Source organism: Azospira sp. I09, from assembly GCF_009177135.1.
In the GTDB taxonomy this organism is placed as follows: domain Bacteria; phylum Pseudomonadota; class Gammaproteobacteria; order Burkholderiales; family Rhodocyclaceae; genus Azospira; species Azospira oryzae.
The window spans coordinates 741164-762372 of record NZ_AP021844.1 but is presented as its reverse complement, the minus strand read 5'-3'; the positions used below and the strand labels follow the sequence as shown (position 1 = coordinate 762372).

General features: G+C 56.6%; 14 protein-coding genes and 1 riboswitch. Of the genes, 5 read left to right on the top strand and 9 right to left on the bottom strand.

Annotated elements, in window-relative coordinates; genetic code table 11:
• Positions 1-16 precede the first annotated feature (16 nt).
• Positions 17-2332, bottom strand: coding sequence for a Tex family protein (locus tag AZSP09_RS03470; RefSeq protein ID WP_152089188.1), 2316 nt, complete (start codon positions 2330-2332; stop codon positions 17-19).
• 250 nt (positions 2333-2582) lie between these two features.
• Here AZSP09_RS03470 and AZSP09_RS03465 point away from each other — a divergent pair, with 250 nt between their 5' ends.
• Together AZSP09_RS03465 and fliW are read left to right on the top strand one after the other, a co-directional pair.
• The gene (locus AZSP09_RS03465; protein ID WP_152089187.1) at positions 2583-5252 is read left to right on the top strand and encodes a bifunctional diguanylate cyclase/phosphodiesterase; all 2670 of its coding nucleotides are present in this window, start codon (positions 2583-2585) and stop codon (positions 5250-5252) included.
• A gap of 56 nt (positions 5253-5308) precedes the next feature.
• Positions 5309-5755, top strand: a complete 447-nt coding sequence (gene fliW, locus AZSP09_RS03460; RefSeq protein WP_152089186.1) for a flagellar assembly protein FliW — start codon at positions 5309-5311, stop codon at positions 5753-5755.
• A gap of 176 nt (positions 5756-5931) precedes the next feature.
• Here fliW and AZSP09_RS03455 read toward each other — a convergent pair whose 3' ends face one another.
• Complete coding sequence (locus AZSP09_RS03455; RefSeq protein ID WP_152089185.1) at positions 5932-6378, bottom strand: RrF2 family transcriptional regulator; 447 nt, start codon at positions 6376-6378, stop codon at positions 5932-5934.
• A gap of 136 nt (positions 6379-6514) precedes the next feature.
• Between AZSP09_RS03455 and ccoG the strand changes: the two genes are divergently transcribed.
• On the top strand, positions 6515-7921 hold the full coding sequence (gene ccoG / locus AZSP09_RS03450) for a cytochrome c oxidase accessory protein CcoG (RefSeq protein WP_130458522.1): 1407 nt from the start codon (positions 6515-6517) through the stop codon (positions 7919-7921).
• A 133-nt stretch (positions 7922-8054) separates the two neighbouring features.
• Here ccoG and AZSP09_RS03445 read toward each other — a convergent pair whose 3' ends face one another.
• The gene (locus AZSP09_RS03445) at positions 8055-8825 is read right to left on the bottom strand and encodes a hypothetical protein (RefSeq protein WP_152089184.1); all 771 of its coding nucleotides are present in this window, start codon (positions 8823-8825) and stop codon (positions 8055-8057) included.
• 93 nt (positions 8826-8918) lie between these two features.
• A complete protein-coding gene (locus AZSP09_RS03440; RefSeq protein ID WP_152089183.1) occupies positions 8919-9995 on the bottom strand; it encodes a DNA-binding protein in 1077 nt (358 codons plus the stop codon).
• Between the two features lie 392 nt (positions 9996-10387).
• Positions 10388-10560: riboswitch (yybP-ykoY riboswitch) on the top strand.
• A gap of 3 nt (positions 10561-10563) precedes the next feature.
• Between AZSP09_RS03440 and AZSP09_RS03435 the strand changes: the two genes are divergently transcribed.
• Positions 10564-11139, top strand: coding sequence for a TMEM165/GDT1 family protein (locus AZSP09_RS03435; protein ID WP_152089182.1), 576 nt, complete (start codon positions 10564-10566; stop codon positions 11137-11139).
• 305 nt (positions 11140-11444) lie between these two features.
• Here the strand turns inward: AZSP09_RS03435 and AZSP09_RS03430 are convergent, their stop codons facing one another.
• Both AZSP09_RS03430 and flgB read right to left on the bottom strand, forming a co-directional pair.
• The gene (locus tag AZSP09_RS03430) at positions 11445-12494 is read right to left on the bottom strand and encodes a DMT family transporter (protein ID WP_152089181.1); all 1050 of its coding nucleotides are present in this window, start codon (positions 12492-12494) and stop codon (positions 11445-11447) included.
• Between the two features lie 373 nt (positions 12495-12867).
• Positions 12868-13308 (bottom strand): flagellar basal body rod protein FlgB, encoded by a 441-nt coding sequence (gene flgB / locus AZSP09_RS03425; RefSeq protein WP_232058843.1) that lies wholly within the window; start codon positions 13306-13308, stop codon positions 12868-12870.
• 102 nt (positions 13309-13410) lie between these two features.
• On the opposite strand from flgB, the gene AZSP09_RS03420 reads away from it, so the two are divergent.
• The gene (locus AZSP09_RS03420) at positions 13411-14388 is read left to right on the top strand and encodes an IS5 family transposase (protein ID WP_152090826.1); all 978 of its coding nucleotides are present in this window, start codon (positions 13411-13413) and stop codon (positions 14386-14388) included.
• Positions 14389-15050: 662 nt separating this feature from the next.
• Here the strand turns inward: AZSP09_RS03420 and AZSP09_RS03415 are convergent.
• The 3 genes from AZSP09_RS03415 to AZSP09_RS03405 are packed head-to-tail and all read right to left on the bottom strand — an operon-like array spanning position 15051 to position 21186.
• Entirely contained in the window at positions 15051-18233 is a 3183-nt protein-coding gene (locus tag AZSP09_RS03415) for a CusA/CzcA family heavy metal efflux RND transporter (RefSeq protein WP_152089180.1), read from the bottom strand.
• Positions 18234-18249: 16 nt separating this feature from the next.
• The gene (locus tag AZSP09_RS03410; protein WP_152089179.1) at positions 18250-19854 is read right to left on the bottom strand and encodes an efflux RND transporter periplasmic adaptor subunit; all 1605 of its coding nucleotides are present in this window, start codon (positions 19852-19854) and stop codon (positions 18250-18252) included.
• A gap of 9 nt (positions 19855-19863) precedes the next feature.
• On the bottom strand, positions 19864-21186 hold the full coding sequence (locus AZSP09_RS03405; protein WP_197739045.1) for a TolC family protein: 1323 nt from the start codon (positions 21184-21186) through the stop codon (positions 19864-19866).
• Between the last annotated feature and the right edge of the window lie 23 nt (positions 21187-21209).

The window sequence follows — 21209 nt, the reverse complement described above, 5'->3', positions numbered from 1 at the left end:
AATTCAAAACGCCATTTTACCGCTTCAGCTTGGCGAAGGCGGCGGCCATGGCGTTCTGGCCGGCGGGCTGGGCATCTTCCCGCTGGCGGGCCTTGGCGGTCATGGGGGCGCCGGCCGGCTTGCCGCCGCCGGTGCCCTTGCCGAAGGCATCGTCCAGCCGCATGGTGAGGGCGATGCGCTTGCGGGCCATGTCCACTTCCAGCACCTTGACCTTGACGATGTCGCCGGCCTTCACCACCTCGTGGGGGTCCTTGACGAACTTGGTGGACAGGGCAGAAACGTGCACCAGGCCGTCCTGGTGCACGCCGATGTCCACGAAGGCGCCGAAGGCGGCCACGTTGGTGACCACGCCTTCCAGGATCATGCCGGGCTGCAGGTCGCGCATTTCCTCGACGCCGTCCTTGAAGACGGCGGTCTTGAACTCGGGGCGGGGGTCCCGGCCCGGCTTTTCCAGTTCCTTGAGGATGTCCTGCACCGTCGGCAGGCCGAACTTCTCGTCGGTGTATTTGACGGGCTGCAGGCTCTTCACCAGGCGGGCGTCGCCGATCACTTCCTTGATGCCCTTCTTGATGTCGGCCAGGATGCGCTCCACCACCGGATAGGCTTCCGGGTGCACGGCGGAGGCGTCCAGGGGGTTGTCGCTGCTGGGCACCCGCAGAAAGCCGGCGGCCTGCTCGAAGGTCTTGTCGCCCAGGCGGGGTACGTTCTTCAGGGCCAGACGGTTGGGGAAGGGGCCGTGCTGGTCCCGGTAGGCGACGATGTTGGCCGCCAGGGTCTGGTTGAGGCCGGAAATGCGGGCGAGGAGGGGAATGGAGGCGGTGTTCACATCGACGCCGACGGCGTTCACGCAGTCTTCAACCACCCCGTCCAGGGCCCGGGCCAGCTTGGTCTGGGAGACGTCATGCTGGTACTGGCCGACACCGATGGACTTGGGCTCGATTTTCACCAGTTCGGCCAGGGGGTCCTGCAGGCGGCGGGCGATGGAGACGGCGCCGCGCAGGGAGACGTCCAGTTCCGGGAATTCCCGGGCTGCGAATTCGGAGGCGGAATAGACCGAGGCGCCGGCTTCGGACACCACCACTTTGGCCAGGGCCATGTGGGGCGAGGCGATGCGGATCAGGTCGGCGGCCAGCTTGTCCGTTTCCCGGGAAGCGGTGCCGTTGCCGATGGCGATCAGGTTCACATTGTGTTTCTGGGCCAGCACGGCCAGGGTGTGCAGGGAGCCTTCCCAGTCGCGTCGGGGCTCGTGGGGATAGATGGTGGCGGTGTCCAGCAGCTTGCCGGTCTGGTCCACCACGGCCACCTTGACCCCGGTGCGCAGGCCCGGGTCCAGGCCCATGGTGGCTTTCTGGCCGGCCGGGGCCGCCAGCAGGAGGTCCTTTAGGTTGCGGCCGAAGACGCGGATGGCTTCTTCCTCGGCCTTTTCCCGCAACACGGTCATCAGTTCGGTTTCCAGGTGCAGGGCCATCTTCACCCGCCAGGCCCAGCGCACCGTGTCGGCCAGCCACTTGTCGGCGGGACGGCCCTGGTCCTTGATGCCGAAACGCTTGGCGATGCGCAGTTCGCAGGGATTGGGGCCGAGGGGCTTGTTCTCCTCGTCCAGTTCGGAATCGAGCACCAAGGCCAGGGAAATGGCGCCCTCGTTGCGGCCGCGGAAGAGGGCCAGGGCCCGGTGGGAGGGAATGTCGCTGATGGCTTCCGAATATTCGAAATAGTCGCGGAACTTGGCGCCGGCCTCTTCCTGGCCGGCGATCAGGGTGGACTTGAGGATGCCGTGTTCGTCCAGGTAGGTGCGCAGGCTGCCCAGCAGCTCCGCGTCCTCGGCGAACTGCTCCATGAGGATCTGGCGGGCGCCGTCCAGCACGGCCTTGGTGTCGGCAAAGCCGGCTTCGGCATTGAAGTATTTTTCCGCCTCGCTTTCCGGCACCAGGGTCGGATCGGCCAGCAGGGCGTCGGCCAGGGGCTGCAGGCCGGCTTCCCGGGCGATCTGGGCTTTGGTGCGGCGCTTCTGCTTGTAGGGCAGGTAGAGGTCTTCCAGGCGCTGCTTGGTGTCCGCCATGTCCACGGCGGCCTTCAGCTCGGGGGTCAGCTTGCCCTGTTCGTCGATGCTGGCGAGGACGGCGGCGCGGCGGTCTTCCAGTTCCCGCAGATAGGTCAGGCGCTCTTCCAGGTTGCGCAGCTGGGTGTCGTCCAGGCCGCCGGTGACTTCCTTCCGGTAGCGGGCGATGAAGGGCACGGTGGCGCCTTCGTCCAGCAGGGCCACGGCGGCCATGACCTGTTGCGGGCGGGCGCCCAGTTCCTCGGCGATGCGATGTTCAATGGGAGGCAGCATGAGACTCGGGGGAAAGGGGAAAAAGAGGGCGAACTATGCACCAAAGCCGCCGCATAAGACAAGGCAGCGGGGCCCGCTTGGGGATATGGCATATAAGTGCCGGCGCAACTGAGGTAAGATGACACCTTTCCCGTTCTGTCGGGCTGAGAATGAATGCTGGCGCGGTTTTTCAGCGACAGCCCCGATTCATCCTTGCCTGGCGGGACTTGGCGGCTGCCATGCCCCGGAAACCAACGCCGAGACACCTTTTTTGACCAAGCAAAACGGCATTTCCTCGCGACAGTTCGTCTATGTCGTCATCGCCTTGCTGGCCTTGGCGGGCTTTTGCGCCTTGCTGGGTCTGGAACTGAACCATTCCTACGACACGGAAATGGCCTTCGCCCGGCGCAATGTGGAAAACCTGGCGGACAGCCTGGAAGGCCGCACCCGGGGCGCTGTGGAGAAGATCGACCTGGTGCTGCTGGAAGTCCAGTATTCCATGCAGCAGCGCCTGGCCAAGGGCCCCGTTTCGCCCCAGGCCGTCAATGCGGAACTGGCCCGACTACTCTCCCGCATTCCCGAGTCCCAGAGCCTGCGGGTGGCCGACGCCACCGGCACCTTCCGCTACGACGCCAGCGGCAAGATCTCCAGCCAGAGCATCGGCGACCGGGCCTATTTCCAGCGCAACAAGAACGATCCCAAGGCGGGCCTGGTCTTTTCCGAGCCGATTTTCGCCCGCATCACCCAGAACTGGGTCATCACCCTCAGCCGCAGCCTGCGGGACAAGGACGGGCGCTTCCTCGGCCTGGTCCAGGCCGCCGTCAATGCGGACAGCCTGCAGCAGCACTTCCAGACCCTGAACGTGGGGGAGGGTGGCGTGGTGGCCCTGTACGACGCCGAACTGCGCCTCATCGCCCGCACCCCGCCCCTGCCCAACCGGCTGGGCAAGAGCATCCTCAACACGGAAATCAGCGACAACATCCGCAGCCGGGAGAAGGGGGCCTTCGAGGCCCTCTCGCATCAGGACGGCATTCGCCGCGTGTTCGGCTTCCGGCGCCTGGAAAACCTGCCCTTCGTGGTTTTCGTCGGCCTCTCCCGGGACGAGGTGCTGTCCGAGTGGTATCGCAAGCTCACCTATTACGGCGCCACTGCCGTGGTGCTGGCCCTGGCCCTGCTGGGCCTGATCCTGGTGTGGCAGCGCAGCTACGTGCGGGCGGTGTCCATGGCCCACACCATGACCAATGCCTACGACGAAAGCTCCTCCCGCATCCGGGCCCTGCTGGACAGCATTCCCGACCTGGCCTGGATCAAGGACAACGCCTTCCGCTTCCACGCCGTCAACGAGGCCTACGCCCGCATGTGCGGCAAGCCAGCTGAGGAAATCGTCGGCAAGACCGTGTTCCAGGTCTGGCCCGAAGCCCTGGCGCGGACCTTCCAGAATCACGACGAAGCCGTGCTGGCCAGCGGCAAGCCGGGCCACTTCGAAGTCCTGGTGACCAATGGGGAAGGGCAGCCGCGGACCCTGGACTACATCCGGGTGCCGGTGCACAACGAGGAGGGCGAGGTCGTCGGCATGGCCGGCATCGCCCGGGACATCACGGAGCGCAAGGAAGCCGAAGCCCGCATCCGCCATCTGGCGGAGCACGACGCCCTGACCGACCTGCCCAACCGCAGCCTGCTCAGTTCCCGCATGGCCGATGCCATCAACCGCTCGGTCGGCAGCCAGGCGCCCATGGCCCTGCTGCTCCTGGATCTGGACCATTTCAAGAACATCAACGATTCCCTCGGCCATGAGGTCGGCGACAAGCTGCTCCAACTGGCGGCGGAGCGCCTGCGCCACACCCTGGACGCGGCGGACACCCTGAGCCGTTCCGGCGGCGACGAATTCGCCATCCTCCTCACCGAATGCAGCGGCGCCCCCATGATCGGGCGCATCGCCCAGCGCCTGCTGGAAACCATGGCCCAGCCCTTCAATGTGGACGGGCACGAGCTGGTGCTGTCAGCCTCCGTCGGCATCAGCATGTATCCCCACGATGGCACCGATCTCGGCGCCCTGCTGAAGAACGCCGATGCCGCCATGTATTCGGCCAAGGCTGCCGGTCGCAATACCTACCAGTTCTTCACGCCGGAAATGAACGCCCGGGTATTCGAACGCCTGTCCCTGGAAAACAGCCTGCGCAAGGCCCTGCCGCGCCAGGAACTGATGCTCTACTACCAGCCCCAATACCGGGTAGGCGGCGGCGATCCCATCGGTTTCGAGGCCCTCTTGCGCTGGCGCCATCCCGAACTGGGCCTGGTGCCGCCGGCCCGCTTCATTCCCATCGCCGAGGAAACCAACCTGATCCTGCCCATCGGCGAATGGGTCCTGGCCGAGGCCTGCCGGCAGCAGATGGCCTGGCAGAGGGCAGGGCAGCCGGCCACCACGGTGGCAGTGAATCTTTCCCCGGTGCAGTTCCGGCAGCGCAATCTGGTCTCCCTGGTGCAGCGGGTGCTGGCCGAAACGGGCCTGCCGGCCTCCCAGCTGGAGCTGGAAATCACCGAAAGCCTGCTCATGGACGACACCGAACGGGCCGTCGAGGTGCTGCACGAGCTGAAGTCCCTGGGCATCCGCCTGTCCCTGGATGATTTCGGCACCGGCTATTCCAGCCTCAGCTACCTGAAGCGCTTCCCCCTGGACAAGATCAAGATCGACCAGTCCTTCGTGCGCGACATGATCAAGGATTCGGGCGACGCCGCCATCATCCAGGCCATCATCGCCATTGCCGCCAAGCTGGAGCTGGGCGTCATTGCCGAAGGGGTGGAAAACCAGTCCCAGCTGGACTACCTGGCCCTGCACCAGTGCGGCGAAGTCCAGGGTTATCTGTTCAGCCCGCCGGTACCGGCCGCCGAGGTTTGCCGCTTCTTCAATTCGGCCACCCGGGCCCCGGCGCCAATGGCATAATCGGCCAAGCCTATCGCTAATCCCGCCAACCAAAACGATTCTGAGAGGAGCTCGCCATGCAAGTAAAAACCCATCTGTTCGGCACTATTGAAGTTGACCCTAATACCGTTATTTCTTTCCCCGCAGGACTGACCGGTTTTGCTGGGGATACCAGATTCAAGCTAATTCATGAGAGTACCGAAGGGGAGCCAGTCAGTTTCACTCTGCAATCGTTAGATAATCCTGCTGTTGCATTCCAAATCATTGATCCTAGTGCCATCGGTTTTCAGTATGAACTGGAACTAAGCGATGACGAGTGTCGCACGTTGCAGGCAGATAAGCCTGAAGATGTGGCAGTAATGCTGCTCCTGTTTAAGCAAGAGGGCGAGAACCAGATCAACGCCAATGTGCGAGCTCCGTTGCTGATCAATGTTAAAACTCGTCTGGGATTGCAGAAGTCCATTGGCAGCAACGCACGGCCGCGCATCACCATGAGCAATCTGAGTTCTGTCATCAGCAAGTAAGAACATGGGGGGACTTGAGTGCGTCCCCCATTTTTCAAAGCGCGCACCATATTTAACATAATACAAATTATGCGATTTAAAGGTTAAGCGGAATGAAGTGAAATCGGCGTTCCAAAACTTCCCGGTACCGCCACCGATCTGCTGACACAGCCCCCAACGGCAGCATCAGCCTCTCCTCAGACTGCAACCTGACTTTCGCAGCCGATCAATGCTTCCAGAGCCTGGGGTTGCTGCAGCAAATCGGCCAGGGTGTAGCTGTCCAGGACCAGGAACATCCCTGCCAGGGCTTCGGCCAGCACGGCCTTGAGGCGGCAGGCCGGCTGGATGCGGCAGTCCGAGTCGCTGCCGAAGCATTCCACCAGGCTGATGTCGCCTTCCGTATGGCGGATCACCCGTCCCAGGACGATCTGCTCGGGAGCCAGGCCCAGCCGCATGCCGCCGCCTTTGCCCCGTACCGTTTCCAGATAGCCGGCCTTGCCCAGTTGGTGCACCACCTTCATCAGGTGCCCGCGGGAGATGCCGAAGGCGGCCGTGATTTCGGCCACGGTGGCCAGACGTTCGGGGTGCAGGCCCAGGTAGATGAGCACCCGCAGGCTGTAATCGGAGAAGGTACTGAGCTTCATGACTGTTCACACCGTAAAGATATATTTGTTGTATTGATTTAGGTTGATGCGCCTGTTACATTAAAGATATACGAAATTTCAATCTTTTGGGTGACGGACGCTTTTCTCCAACCGCCCATGTCCATGCGTTTTCCCCATGTCCCAGCCTCCCAAAGCGCCTAAAGTCATCCCGATTCAACCGATGTTCCAGTCCGACGCGAAGGTGTATCCGCGCTCCATCTCGGGCTGGTTCGCCAACTGGCGCTGGGCCCTGGTGTGGCTGACCCAGGCGGTCTATTTCGGCCTCTGCTGGCTGCCCTGGAACGGCCGTCCGGCGGTGCAGTTCGATCTGGACGCCCGCCGTTTCTACATTTTCGACCTGGTGTTGTGGCCCCAGGACACCATCTACCTGGCCATCCTGCTGGTCCTCTCCGCCCTCGCCCTGTTCCTCTTTACCACCCTGGCCGGCCGCCTGTGGTGCGGCTACAGCTGTCCCCAGACCGTCTATACGGAAATTTTCCTGTGGATCGAAAAGGTGATCGAGGGTGACCGGCCCAAGCGCATGAAGCTGGACGCAGCGCCCTGGGATGCCCGCAAGGTGGGCATCAAGACGGCCAAGCATGGCGCCTGGCTAGCGTTTTCCTTCTGGACCGGCATTACCTTCGTCGGCTACTTCGTGCCCATCCGGGAACTGGTGGCGGACCTGTGGCAGCTGCGGCCGACCCTCAACGAGGCTTTCTGGGTCGCCTTCTATGGCTTTGCCACCTACGGCAATGCCGGCTTCCTGCGGGAGCAGATGTGCAAGTACATCTGCCCCTACGCCCGCTTCCAGTTCGTCATGTTCGATCCGGACACCCTGATCATCACCTACGACGCCGAGCGGGGCGATCCCCGGGGCACCCGCAAGAAAGGCGCCGATGCCAAGGAAAAGGGCCTGGGCGATTGCGTCGATTGCGGCATCTGCGTCCAGGTGTGCCCCACCGGCATCGACATCCGGGACGGCCTGCAGAACGAATGCATCGGCTGCGCCGCCTGCATCGATGCCTGCGACCAGGTGATGGACAAGATGGAATACCCCCGGGGCCTGATCCGCTATTCCACGGAAAACGCCGTCAAGCAGCACTTCGGCCGCAGCGAGATCATCCGTCGCGCCCTGCGTCCGCGCACCATCGTCTATGCCTCGGTGTTCTTCCTCCTGACCGGGGCCACGGCCTGGTCCCTGGCCACCCGGGTGCCCCTCAAGGTGGACGTGCTGCGGGACCGCAGCACCCTGGCCCGGGAGGCGGACGACGGCAGCATCGAAAACAACTACCAGCTGCAGCTGGTCAATGCCAGCGAGCAGCCCCGGCGCTACACCGTGCAGGTGGCCGGCCTCGAGGGCATCCGCCTCAGCCAGCCGGCCCAGGTGTCCCTGGCAGCGGCGTCCACCGGCACTTTGACGCTGCAAATCCGGGTGGATGCGGGCAGCGCCGACAAGGGCGCCCATCCCATCACCCTGACGGTGCAGGACGAGGCTGACGCCACCATCCGGGTGACGGAAAAAACCAAATTCTGGATGCCCTGAAGATCGGCCAGGGGCGGGCTTCTCCGCCCTGCTCCGGCCAGGATGGCCTAACGGAGGGTCGGCCGGGATTCATACGAAATCCTCGAAAATCGCTTTTAACCGACGGATTTGATTTAGAAATTTTTGGCGTCAACTACTTCAACTGGTGGCGCCAGCCAGGCCTGTGGCTCAACAGCGGCGGATCAAATAACGTACCGCACACTACGTTGAACAATTGATTTGAGTTCATTAACCCACCACAGAATTCAGGCTCAGTCGCAATAGTCATTCCCGTCATTCGCGGGAAAATCCACGACATGAACGGACTTGTTGGATCAAGGCATGCCTGGATTTCATCTTGGCCGACCAGTTGAAGCTGGTCGCCTCCTCCGCATGAGTCCGGACTTTCGGTGAAGTAATCCAGATCGATATCGAGGATAGCCGAATCATATTTCAGCCCTGAAACCGCCTCTGTTAATTGCTCCACGGAGTCATAGCAGCAGACCAGGTGCTTCCGTCCGTCGACATCCACGAAGTCCTCCGGGCATTCATCACGCTGCTTCTGCACAACGTGAATGTCACCAATCAAGTTGAGGTAAGCCGCGGCCAGGATGTGACCATCGTTTAAGACATGTAGCTTATCCCAGCAAAAGTAACCGACAGCCTTATAATCATCTGCATCAAGTGCGCTGAGCCACTCGCATTCGAGGTCACAGGGCGGAACAAGATCTTGATGCCAATCCAAAGAAATCAAGGCTGGCGGATTGGGCTGATCAGCTTGTTTGTTTCGCCATTTGAGCCAATAGAAGAAAGCGAAGCGATGGTCCTGAACGATCGCCACCTCGATGGCACGCTTCCGATCGACCGGATGAGCGATGATGTCGTAGTAGGTTCCCGGCGGTCGAATGCACTCGTTCGAATCCATGCCACCCTCTGTAGTCCGCTTTGCTTATGAGCATAGTATCGTTGAAAGCATGTGACGAGGTGCCAAACTGCTGCGCGACAACTGATCCTCCTATTACTTTTTCGGTTCAAAGAGCGATTCTTGGTTCTCTGCACTTCCCTTGCGCTGTCCGCTGCCTTTCGTTGCGGGGGGCTGGCTGATAGTGATCCTTTGCAGGATTTGTTCTTGGCTGGCTAACACAGCTTTTGCTGCAGTCAGTTCAGCCTCCAGGCGGAGTCCGGCTTGATGTGTATCCTGCAATTTCTCTGTGTAGCTTTGGTTGTCCGCTTTCAGTTGATCAAGGTGGGTAGTGCTCTGGGCCAGGCGCTCTTCCAGCTGTTGATTCTTCAGTTCGAAGACCGCCAATTGTTCCCGGGCGGTACGTAGCGGTCGAATTTCGGTTTCCAGGCGATGCAACTCGCTACGAAGATGGGCCTGCTCGCTGGAAAGACGGGCATTGTCCTCGTGGCTGCGGATGAGCTCCTGCTGTTTCGCATTCACCGTTTCCTTGGCTCCACGCAGTTCCCCCTGCAAGAACTGAATCTGCTGTTCGAACTGCCGCTGATCCTGCTCACGTTGCTCCTTCGCCGCTGTGCGGAAATGCTCCAGCGCCTCCCGGGCATGCTGATGCTTTTCTTCCAGCGATATGCGGTGCATTTCTTCCTTTGCCAGTTGCCCCTCCATATCCTCGATACGCTGCGTCATTTGCGCCCGAACGATTCTCTCTTCCTGAAGCGTGCTCAGGGTTTCGCTGTGGGTGGTCTTCTCTGCCGACAACTCCAATACCTGACGCTCAGACTGGCTGCGGAAGGAATCGACTTCATTACGTAACGCGATGATGGTGTCGTTCAGCGCTGAAATTTCCGCCTTGTGCTTATCGGTCAGCGCCGCCATGCGCTGATCGGCTTCCAAATGCAGACGTTCGGCCAGCCTGGCTGACAGGTCTTGAATGGCATCACTGACCGCAACCTGGGTACCGGTATTCCCGCCTTCCTCTTCCTCGATCTCCTTGAGGTAGCGGTGAATCGTACCTTTGGAGCCCGTGTTGCCCAGTTCGCCACGGATGGCGTCAATCGATGGATAGCGCCCCATCGCCAGCAGGTTGTTACGCGCTCTGACAACTTCTGATTTGTAGATTCCGGCTCTGGCCATGGCATCCTCGAATTTCGTACCGTATTACGTAATACGATAGTACATACTGAATTGCGATAGCACAAGGTGAGAAATTGACAAAATATAAGAAGTGATAATGGTTTGTTATTTGGTGTGATCGTGTTTTTTAGGAAACCATGACTCGGAAACCGTACGAAGCAGAGGAAACAGTTGCTATTCAGCCCCCCTCGCTCTCGAGTGGCTTAGCTCAGGCTGTGCCTGCGTGAGTATTCTCACCAAACCTACCACCCAGTGACGCAACAAGGCAGCCACCCTGCCTACTCAGTGCTTTCCAGAGATATTTGGCACCTATCCAACAAGTACTTTCCAGGCCCCAATACCACTAAGTAACATGCCCGAGATAGACAGATGATGTCTTTCATTCTAGTATCGCCCCCGTCATTGGGGAGTAGCCTCCCTCCATCTATTGGAGGGGCCCGTATCAACAGACTCGGTCTTCTGGCCGTGGTGCGGGCGGTTCCTGAACTTGGCAAGACCTTTGACCACATCGACTCGGAATGGCCGGGAGCGGTGTGGTCATTGGTATTTGTCCGGCCAGGGAGTCATTTTGGAAGCATTCCTCGTCTCAACGGGCATCGTAGCCCTGGCCGAAATCGGCGACAAAACCCAACTTCTCGCATTTCTCCTGGCAGCCAAGTTCCGGCGGCCAATCCCTATCGTCCTGGGCATTCTGGCGGCAACCCTCGCCAATCATGCGTTTGCCGGCGCGGTTGGTACCTGGATTACCACTTTGATGCCCCCCCAAGCACTTCGCTGGGTGCTGGGAGTCTCGTTTATCGCTATGGCAATCTGGACCCTCATTCCGGACAAGCTGGATGAGGAAGAAACCCAACTGGCCAAGATGAGTGTCTTTGGCACTACCCTTGTCGCTTTCTTCTTAGCCGAAATGGGCGATAAAACCCAGATCGCTACGGTCGCTTTGGCTGCCCAGTTCCAGAGTCTCGCTCTCGTTGTGGCTGGAACGACCCTTGGGATGATGATAGCGAATGTGCCTGCAGTACTCCTGGGAGACCGTGTAGCTCATCGAATCCCTGTACGCCTGGTTCATGGCATTGCAGCAGTCATTTTTGCCATCTTGGGAGTGGCTACGTTGTTGGGTGCAGGAAACGCATTTGGGATTTAGTACATAGATGGTTTAGGGCAAGGCCTGGATTCATGGTCCGGACTTTTTCGCGATGTTCGAGATGGATATGTCGCACCTATCCTTAGTTTGTAATGCTCATTCTCTAGCTCGCTGGCAGTCTGATACGCCATTCAATGGCAATGTTGGGATGCGCCTTCTGGCGCCACTAGGAGGCAAGATTTATGCGAATACTCACTTGCGACTGCTTAAGGAGGTCAATAAGTCCTCGGGGCTGAACACAAAAAACCATCATAAGTACAGGAACCGCAAGTTTGTGGAGCGAGGTGCTCCACATGTACTCCGGCTCAGTGACGGTGTTCGTGGTGCATGTCAGGAAAATGCGGGTGGCTGTGCTGCAGTGTCCTGTGGACATGGCTGTGACGATGGCGGGTACCGGCCGCCACAGGCGGGTCATGGGGATGGTCGTGATGGGGATCGTCGCCATGGTAGTGGGTGTGCTCGTGGCTGCCAGACTTGTGCACATGGGGGTGCTCATGGCGCTCGGTCAGGTGCAGCCATACCCCCAGCAGCATCAGGGCACCGGCCAGGGCGAGTTGGGGAGTGACAGGCTCCTGCAGCAGGGCGATGGCCAGCAGCGTGCCGAGAAAGGGGGCTACCGAGAAGTAGGCACCAGTACGTGCCGTCCCCAGGTGGCGTAGGGCCACCACGAACAAGATGAGGCTGGCGCCGTAGCTGGCCAGTCCCAGGAACAGGGCTCCCGTAACAATGCCAGGAGCCGGCCACGGAGCATGGAGCGCCAGGGCTAGCGCTAGGTTGGTGGCACCTGCTGCCAGCCCCTTGGTCATGGCGATAAAGGAAGCATCGGCTAGGGACACCTTGCGCGTCAGGTTGTTGTCCACCGCCCAGGCCAGGCAGGCACTCAAGACCAGCAAGGCGGCCTGGCTGCCGGCGAAGCTGGCCTCCCCTGGCCAGGACAGGACCAGGGCGCCGGCAACGATGGTCACCATACCAAGGGCAACCCGACGGTCAAAGTTCTCATGGAAGACAAACCAGGCCAGGAAGGCGGTGAATACTCCCTCGGCATTGAGCAACAGGGAAGCACCGGAGGCCGGCATCCGCGCTAGGCCGAGTAGCAGCAAGACCGGGGCCACCACGCCGCCGGCCAGGATGGCTCCGGCTAGCCAGCCCCACTCGAGTCCTGGCAGGGACACCGCCGGCACCCGCCAGAGGCGGCGAAGCAGAAGGAGACCAAGACCTGAGCCTAGGTACAGCAGGGCCGCGAGTAGCCAGGGGTTGGTATGGACCAACAGCAGCTTGGCCAATGGGGGGCTGGCACCGAAAAGGAGCGCCGCGATCAGAGCTGTGGCGATACCCCCCATGTCGACCTGCTTCATCAGGATTGCTCCCGATCAGTGGTCTTCAGATGGCAGGTGCAGGTCCCTGATGAGTAGCCTATATCCGCCATCATTAACTGCGCCCCCAAAAAAAGTTCACCCGCTACTCTAAAATAGATTTTAAAACTAAAAAACGCATTTATTAATTTCAATTTTTATAACCGAAATAGCGAGTTAAAAAATTTGACAATGCGAATCCATCGCTCTTCCCGCCAAGTAGCAAAAATCAATAACAACAAAAATATGAGCAGTGCTAGAACCCCTACGACAATCAGCAAAAAACCATCATCCTGCCGCATATGGTTGAGCATGTGACAAATACTTCGATGCAATCGATTTACTCTCTTTCGCCAGAAATAAACTCACTAAATTACTATTTCAGATTCCTAAGCAACTCAGCCATATCCTTGAACTCACCTCCGACACGATCCAAAGTGAATTGGTACATAACAGCATTTTCAGCAAAGTGTTGTCGTTCAATATCCATTTCAACAGTATTGCCATCAGCACTGCTTTGATATGGAACGCGATATTTTAAATTAAAAGTATTAACCTTACTTAAGGTGACTCCTGACATGTGGCTAGCGCTTGATTTTGCTAACGCCATTGAATCGCGATTCATTACACCAATTGACTCATTAATTTCAATATCTTGAGCCTTATACCCAGGGGTATCGGAATTAGCAATGTTTGAAGCAATTAATTGTTGCCGATAGGCTCGTATACTCAGCATATTCTCCTGAAAGTCAGATTTTCCGCCACGTGCGTTATTATTGCTTAAAAGGCGCGTAGAATCAGGAGTGTTGTTTTTCAATTTTTGTGTATCACTAGGGAAACTCTGCATAAGTAACCATCATGCAGCGCAATTTGAGAAAATAGCGCCATTGTCATGGTGCTGATGAAGAAGATGAAACGGATGAAGCAACTGAGCCTGGCCGAGACGGGATTTCTGCCGAAAGCAGGTAAGCAAACCCGGAAGGCGGTGTTTCTGGCAGAGATGGAGGCGGTTGTTCCGTGGTCGCGTCTCAAAAGCTTGATCGAGCCGTTCTACCCGAAGAAGGGAAACGGTCGCCCGCCGATGCCGTTGGGTACGATGTTGCGCATTCACTTCATGCAGCAATGGTTTGGCTACTCTGATCCGGCAATGGAAGAGGCTTTGCACGATGTGCCTTTGCTTCGCCAGTTTGCCGGGCTGGATGCGTTCGAGGACGTGATGCCAGACGAAAGCACCATTCTTCGCTTCCGTCACCTGCTGGAGAAGCATGATTTGGCAGTGGCGGTGTTTGCTGAAGTCAGTGCTGTTCTGTCTGAGAAAGGCTTGTCGATGAAGCGCGGCACGGTGGTCGATGCCACGCTGATTGCGGCACCGAGTTCGACCAAGAACGAAGACAAGAAACGCGATCCCGAGATGACGCAAACCAAGAAAGGCAATCAGTGGTACTTCGGGATGAAGGCGCACATCGGTGTTGATGCCGAGAGCGGTCTGATTCATACCGTGGAATGCACAACGACCAAAGTAGCGGACATCACGATGATGGAGGCGTGCTTGCACGGGGAAGAGAAAATTGCCTTGGGTGATCGCGGCTATCACAAGACGAACCGGACGATTGAGACCTTTGAGAAAGAAGGTAGTCTGTCTGTGCTGACGCCGACCAAGAAACCCAAGGGTGGCGAATTGACCGACGAACAAAAGGGATTCAACCGGATGCTGTCGGCGGTACGAGCGATAGTTGAACACCCGTTCCGGGTGGTAAAGCGCCAGTTTGGTTTTGTGAAAGTTCGCTATCGCGGACTGGCCAAGAACACCGGGCAGATTGTGACGCTGTTTGCACTGGCCAATCTGTGGCTGGCACGCAAGCGATTGCTGCCCTTGTTGGGCGAGGTGCGCCCGTGAAACGGGAAATGCGGGTGAGAGCCCCGGAATTTCACGGTCAACGGTCGAAAATCGCCAATTTTTCATTTTTTTATGACAGCCCACGCTGAAATGGCGGGTTGTTCAGAGAATCCCTAGGATTATTTATTAAGTGATAATGCTCTAATATTTTTGAAAAGCTTTGTTGAGTATTGTATTTCTCATTACTCCCCTCTTTGGTAGTTGTACCTCTAAGAGGGAGTGCAATAGAATTTAAATTTGGAATATCCGCCATATGCAATTATTTCTCCTAAATGTGGAATGTTCATAACAAGCCATCTTTGTTATGCCTCATTTTTACTGTTAGGATTTCTATGCTTCCTTGGATGCCTTTTCAATCGGTTAGGGAGGCTTTTTGCATATGACTTTCTTTTGTTTCTTTTCTCTAGATGCCTCTCTATTAAAAAACGACTGACAAAAAATAAAAGCACCAACGCCACAAAAATTAAAGGGCCGTCGTGGAATAATTCAGAATGGGAATTATGAAGCATCTTATGACTAGCCTAGCCCTATTCAGAAAAATGCCAAACGCTTTTTATAGTCATGCTTTAGCACTACGTCTTTGCAGATAAAGGTTGATTAGATGGAATAGTGTCCAGCTAGCCACATGACGAACTGGACACAGATTCCACTAAAATGAGTAGTTAATTTTTCGAACTGTCAGGAACAGATGCGAAGTCAATTTCTTCGGCATCTTTTCCATGGACAAGGCGATAGAGGAGAGGCAACACAAGAAGCGTCAAAGCAGTCGACGATAGAATTCCACCAATCACTACAGTCGCAAGCGGACGCTGGACCTCTGCACCAGTTCCTGTGGCAATTGCCATTGGAACAAAGCCAAGAGAGGCAACCAGGGCTGTCATCAACACAGGACGCAAGCGGGTCAATGCGCCTTCATGAATTGCTTCATCTAGAGTTCGCCCCTCCTCTCGCAGGTTTCGAATAAAGGAAATCATCACTAGGCCGTTCAATACCGCCACACCGGACAGCGCAATGAAGCCGATTCCTGCAGAGATTGAAAGCGGGATATCCCTCAACCACAGCGCCACAACCCCGCCAGTTAGCGCGAATGGAATGCCGGTAAACACCAGTAGTCCATCCTTCACATTGCCAAACATGGCGAACAACAGTGTGAAAACCAGCAGCAATGCGACAGGGACCACAATTTTTAGGCGTTGGGAGGCCGATTCCAGTTGCTCGAAGGTTCCACCCCAAACGGTCCAATAGCCAGCCGGTATTTTTACCTCGGACAAACGGCTTTGTGCCTCGGAAACAAATGAGCCGATATCTCGCCCGCGAACGTTGGCGCTGACGACCACACGGCGCTTGCCATTCTCGCGACTAACCTGATTGGGGCCCGGTGCTAAATCTAAGCTAGCCACCTCCCCCAAGGGGATGTACGTCGTACGCCCTTCCATTCCACTTACACCGGCACTCACTCTCGGTAGGGCAATTGGAAGACGTTTCAACGACTCGAGGTCTGATCGCAGCGTGTCAGGCAAACGAACAACAATGTCGAAGCGACGATCTCCTTCAAACATCGTTCCGGCTTCTCGACCACCTATGGCAGTAGAAATCGCATCTTGGACATCACCGATGTTGAGTCCATAGCGAGCGGTCTTGTCCCGATCAATATTCACCGTCAGCATGGGCAAACCCGTGGTCTGCTCAACCTTGACTTCGGAGGCACCGGGAAGCTTTTCGAGGATGGCGGCAATTTTTCCTGCCGTATCGTTCATGACCTCCATATCGTCACCAAAGACCTTGATGGCAACGTCACTGCGGACCCCTGAGATTAATTCGTTAAAACGCAACTGGATGGGTTGAGAAAACTCATAGGTATTGCCTGGTAACTGGCCTACGCTCTTTTGAATGGCGGCCAGCAGTTCATCTCTGGTTTTTTTAGGTTCTGGCCACTGAGCTTCAGGCTTTAACATGATGTAGCCATCTGAGATATTAGGTGGCATTGGGTCAGAGGCAATTTCAGCCGTCCCGGATCGAGCAAATACACGCTCGATTTCCGGGAAGTCTGTCTTTAGCTGCTTTTCCAGTTGCTGCTGCATTGCAACTGATTGAGATAGGCTGGTTCCCGGGATGCGTAGTGCCTGGATTGCGAAGTCGCCTTCATTAAGGCTGGGAACAAATTCACTCCCCATGCGGGTTGCAAGCAGACTGGAGAGAATCACCATTACGGTGGTAAAGACCAAAACGACCGGCTTGTTTTCCATGACATAGGCCAGAGCAGGCTCATACCAACGCTTGGCCATCCGCATCAGGATGTTCTCCTTCTCCGCGACCTTCGTGCCGATGAACAATGCAACCGCTGCCGGAATGAATGTGACGGATAGGATCATGGCGCCAACCAGAGCAGTCACTACGGTGAACGCCATAGGATGGAACATCTTTCCTTCGACACCGGTGAGGGCAAATATCGGCAGATATACGATCATGATGATGAGCTGGCCAAATAACAGCGCTCGGCGTGCTTCCTGAGATGCGGCAAAGACCTCATGGAAGCGCTCCGTCCGAGTTAGCGGCCGCCCGTGACGTTCCTGTGCATGAGCTAGGCGACGAACGCAGTTTTCCACGATCACAACTGCGCCATCGATGATGATCCCGAAGTCGAGAGCCCCTAGGCTCATCAGATTGGCACTGACGTGGTAGGACACCATGCCTGAAAAGGTGAACAGCATGGAGAGCGGAATCACCATTGCTGTGATCACTGCCGCCCTAATGTTCCCCAAGAACAGGAACAGGATGGCGATAACCAGGATTGCTCCCTCCAGAAGGTTCTTCTTGACGGTATTAATCGCTTTGTCTACCAGAACAGTCCGGTCATAGACGGTTACTGCATGGACACCTTCAGGCAAGCTGCGGTTGATTTCAGCCATCTTCTGATCGACAGCTCGTGATACCGTCCGGCTGTTCTCACCAATCAGCATGAATACGGTGCCAAGTACAATTTCCCGGCCGTTATCCGTTGCAGCACCTGTACGGAGCTCTCGGCCGATACCGACTTCCGCTACATCACGAATGCGGATCGGGACTCCCTGAACATTGCCGAGAATGACGTTCCGGATATCCTCAATGGTTCGTACTTGTCCTGGTGCTCGAATCAAGTATTGCTCACCACGCTTCTCTATATAGCCAGCCCCGACGTTGCCGTTGTTGCGGTCAAGAGCTGTAACTACGTCTTGAAACGTCAGCCCATAGGAAGCCAGCTTCTCTGGGCTGGGGGCAACCTGGTATTCCTTGGCAAAACCGCCAATCGAGTTGATTTCGGTAACCCCTGGAACATTGCGCAATTGCGGCTTGATGATCCAGTCTTGGATTTCGCGCAAATCAGTCGGCGTATAAGGCGTGCCATCTGCTTTCTTTGCAGCATCTTCGGCTTCAACAGTCCAAAGATAGATTTCCCCAAGGCCAGTTGAGATGGGCCCCATGGCTGGAGCAATTCCAGCCGGCAACTTCTCCTTGGCCTCTTGAATGCGCTGATTGACCAGTTGGCGGGCAAAATAGATATCCGTCCCATCTTTAAAGATCACGGTTACTTGAGACAATCCATAACGTGACATGGAACGGGTCTGCTCCAGATGAGGCAACCCGGCCATGACGGTCTCGACCGGGTAGGTCACCCGTTGTTCCACCTCTAGCGGCGAATAGCCGGGAGCAGAAGTGTTGATCTGAACCTGGACGTTGGTGATGTCCGGTACCGCATCGATTGGGAGACGCTGATAGTTGTAGATTCCAAGTCCAGCTATCCCAAGCACGGCTAAGAGGACCAGCCACCGGTTCTCAATGGCAAGTCGAATGATGCGTTCAAACATGTTGTCTTCTCCCGGCTCAGTGGCTATGTTCGGCACTGCCCTTGCCGAGTTCAGACTTCAATACAAAGCTACCGGATCCTGCATATGGGGTCCCCGCCTTTAGGCCACTAAGCACCTCCACCAACTTGCCGTCAGAGCGTCCCAAGGTGACAGGTTGTGCAATAAAGCCATCCGCAACTCTGGTGAAGATGATGGATTTGTCTCCGATCATCTGAACTGCATCAGCCAGAACACTCACCGGAACATCCGCCTCACCTGAAACGACTTCCACATTGACAAATAGGCCTGGGCGCCACGCCATATTTGGATTGGACAGGGTCACACGCGCCTTGGCTGTACGGGTATCCTGCCCAAGTAGAGCTCCCACATAGGAGATGCTGCCTTCGGCTTTTGAGTCGAAGGCAGTGGCCTTGACTATGACCTTTTCACCAACACGAACTATGTTCAGATCCTTGGCCGGAACCACGATTTCTGCCCAGACGGAAGATAGGTCAGAGACCGTAAAAATACTGGCATCTTCCTTGACGGCCTCGCCGAGTGCGATGTGCTTCTCGACGACCATGCCATCAAAAGGAGCCCGGATTTCATAGCGATTGAGGCTCCCCGATACGCTTGAGCCGGCTCCCAGGGCAACCAGCTTCTGCTGGCTGTTCGCTACGGAAATTTCAGCTTCCCGCAGTACTTGCTGTGCTTGAAGGTAGTCTTGCTCCGCCGAAATCTTTTCCTCCCAGAGCTTCTTTTCCCGCTCATAGGTGGACTTAGCCAGAGTTAGGCGTTTCTGAGCAGCTAACAACTCGCTACGTTGCTCGGAGAGTCCCGTGCTCGCGATTACGGCTAGCACTTGTCCACGCTTGACTGGTTGCCCAAGATTGGCAGGAACGCTCTCTACAACACCGGCTAACCGCGGTACGACGTGCGCAGTCCTATCTTCATTGAAGCGAATCTCTCCCGGCAATTTCGCAGAGGTTCTAATTTTTGCAGGGGCTGCCTTCTGAATAGAAATACCGGCAGATCTAACCTGCTCTTCCGTCAGTTCGATTTTTCCTTCTTCCTGTGTATACATAAACCGGAACGGAGCATTTCCTAGCCTAGCAACAATTGCTGCCTCAAATACATGAGGTTCTGCGATCGGGCTTGTGCTTTTCAGGTAGTCCTTTTCTGACTGGAAAGTGATCTCCTGCTTTTCCCCATCTGGCCGTGTCAGAGTCACTGAAACGTTAGTGGCAGTTGGTACCAACGGCTTGTCTTGTTTGAACAGCCAAACCCGGAAATGCGGCTCTCCCCCCTCTTCAGCCAATAGCAATTCCAAACCGAATCCATCCTCGGTAAACAACTTACCCCCATGGACTCCAGTTTTTGGGCTGCCTTCATGATGTTCTGCATCGCCGTGCTCCTTGGCGTGGTCATGGCTATCGCCAGCCTTTTCACCATGGTGCTCGGCATCGGCATGCCCCTTGGATTCCTCATGGTTGTTATGCTCATGCTGTTTTCCGGCCGGCTTGGACGGACCGGATACCAGGATCCATCCACCGGTAATCAAGCCCAGGGCCACAATCACAGCAATGGTGACACCCTGCTTTTTAGGGATATTCAACGCGTTCTTTTTAAAATTGATCTTCACAACTGGCTCCTACGGACGGCTAGGTACGACGGGCGATATTGAATTGGTGGAACCAAGGACACGCTCCAGCTCTGCGGCAGTCCGGTGGGCCTCGGATAAGCTTCTCAGGTACTGAGCTCTCGCCTGGAAAAAGGTCCGTTGAGCATCCAGGACTTCCAGAAAGCTAAATTTCCCAAGCTCGAAACCCTTGCTGGCAGCCTCATAAGCACTGCGAGCACCAGGTAGGATTTCGCTTTGCAGGGTTTGCGCTTCGACGACGAGTGCCTTTAGACGCTCCTGGTTTTGCGCAATCGCGGTGCTTAAGCGGATTTCTGTAGCACTGAGGTCGTCTCGTGCCTTGTCGGCTCGTCGAAGCGCTTCGAGCAGGTTGCCCTGATTGCGATCAAATATCGGGAATGGGATTGAAACGCCAACAATAGTCTGATCACGCCCAAGATCTTCAGCTCGCTTTGAGCCCACGCTAATAGTGACATTGGGTATCTGGCGGGATCGCTCAACGTCGGCAAGTGCCGCGAAGCGATCAGCCTCATGGCGGGCTCTGACAAGTACGGGAGAATTATTCAGACGCTGCCCGATCTCTTCGGCTGGAAATACTTCCGGCAAGATGTCAGTTTTCCCTTCAGCCTGCTCAAAGCGCGGTGCTGTGCTTCCCCATGTTGCTGCTAAGCGGTTGCGCGCAGTGATCAGGTCACCTTTGGCTTGATTCATCTCAACCCGAGCGGCTGCCTCTGCAACACGGGCCTTGGTTTCTTCTACCGGAGAGATTTTCCCAGCGATAACCCGCCGTGAGGCAGCCTGAGTAGCTCGCTGAGCGAGATTGAGCAAATCCTCAACTTGTCGGACTCGCTCTTGTGCGACCAAAACGTCAAAGAATGATCCAACCACGGTCGCTCTGACATCCAAGCGCTTGGCAGCTAAGTCAGCTGTCGCCACATCCCTTCCCCGTTCAGCAGAGGCAATTCGAGCTGCACGCTTGCCACCTAATTCAATCAATTGATTGATCTGAACAGTAGTGGTACGGGTTGTCTTGTTTTGGGTATCTTCAACTAAGGTTGAAATATCTGGGTTTGGCAGTATGCCGGCTTGAACCACAGTCCCTTCTACGGCACGCAATTCGTTGGCCGCGGCAGATAATTCGGGATTGAATGCCAGGGCAAGATTAATTGCAGCAGCGAGATTCAAGGTACCTGTTGGTTCCTTGAGAGGAGTTGGCGCGGCGGCACTCAATGACGGTGATTTCTCCGTCTGCGCCCAGAGATGGGTGCTAGTAAGCACCATAACTCCGAACAGGCCTCGGACCAGTAATGCGGTAATTGTGACTCTTGGGTACATCCGATTCTCCAGTGACGAAAGAC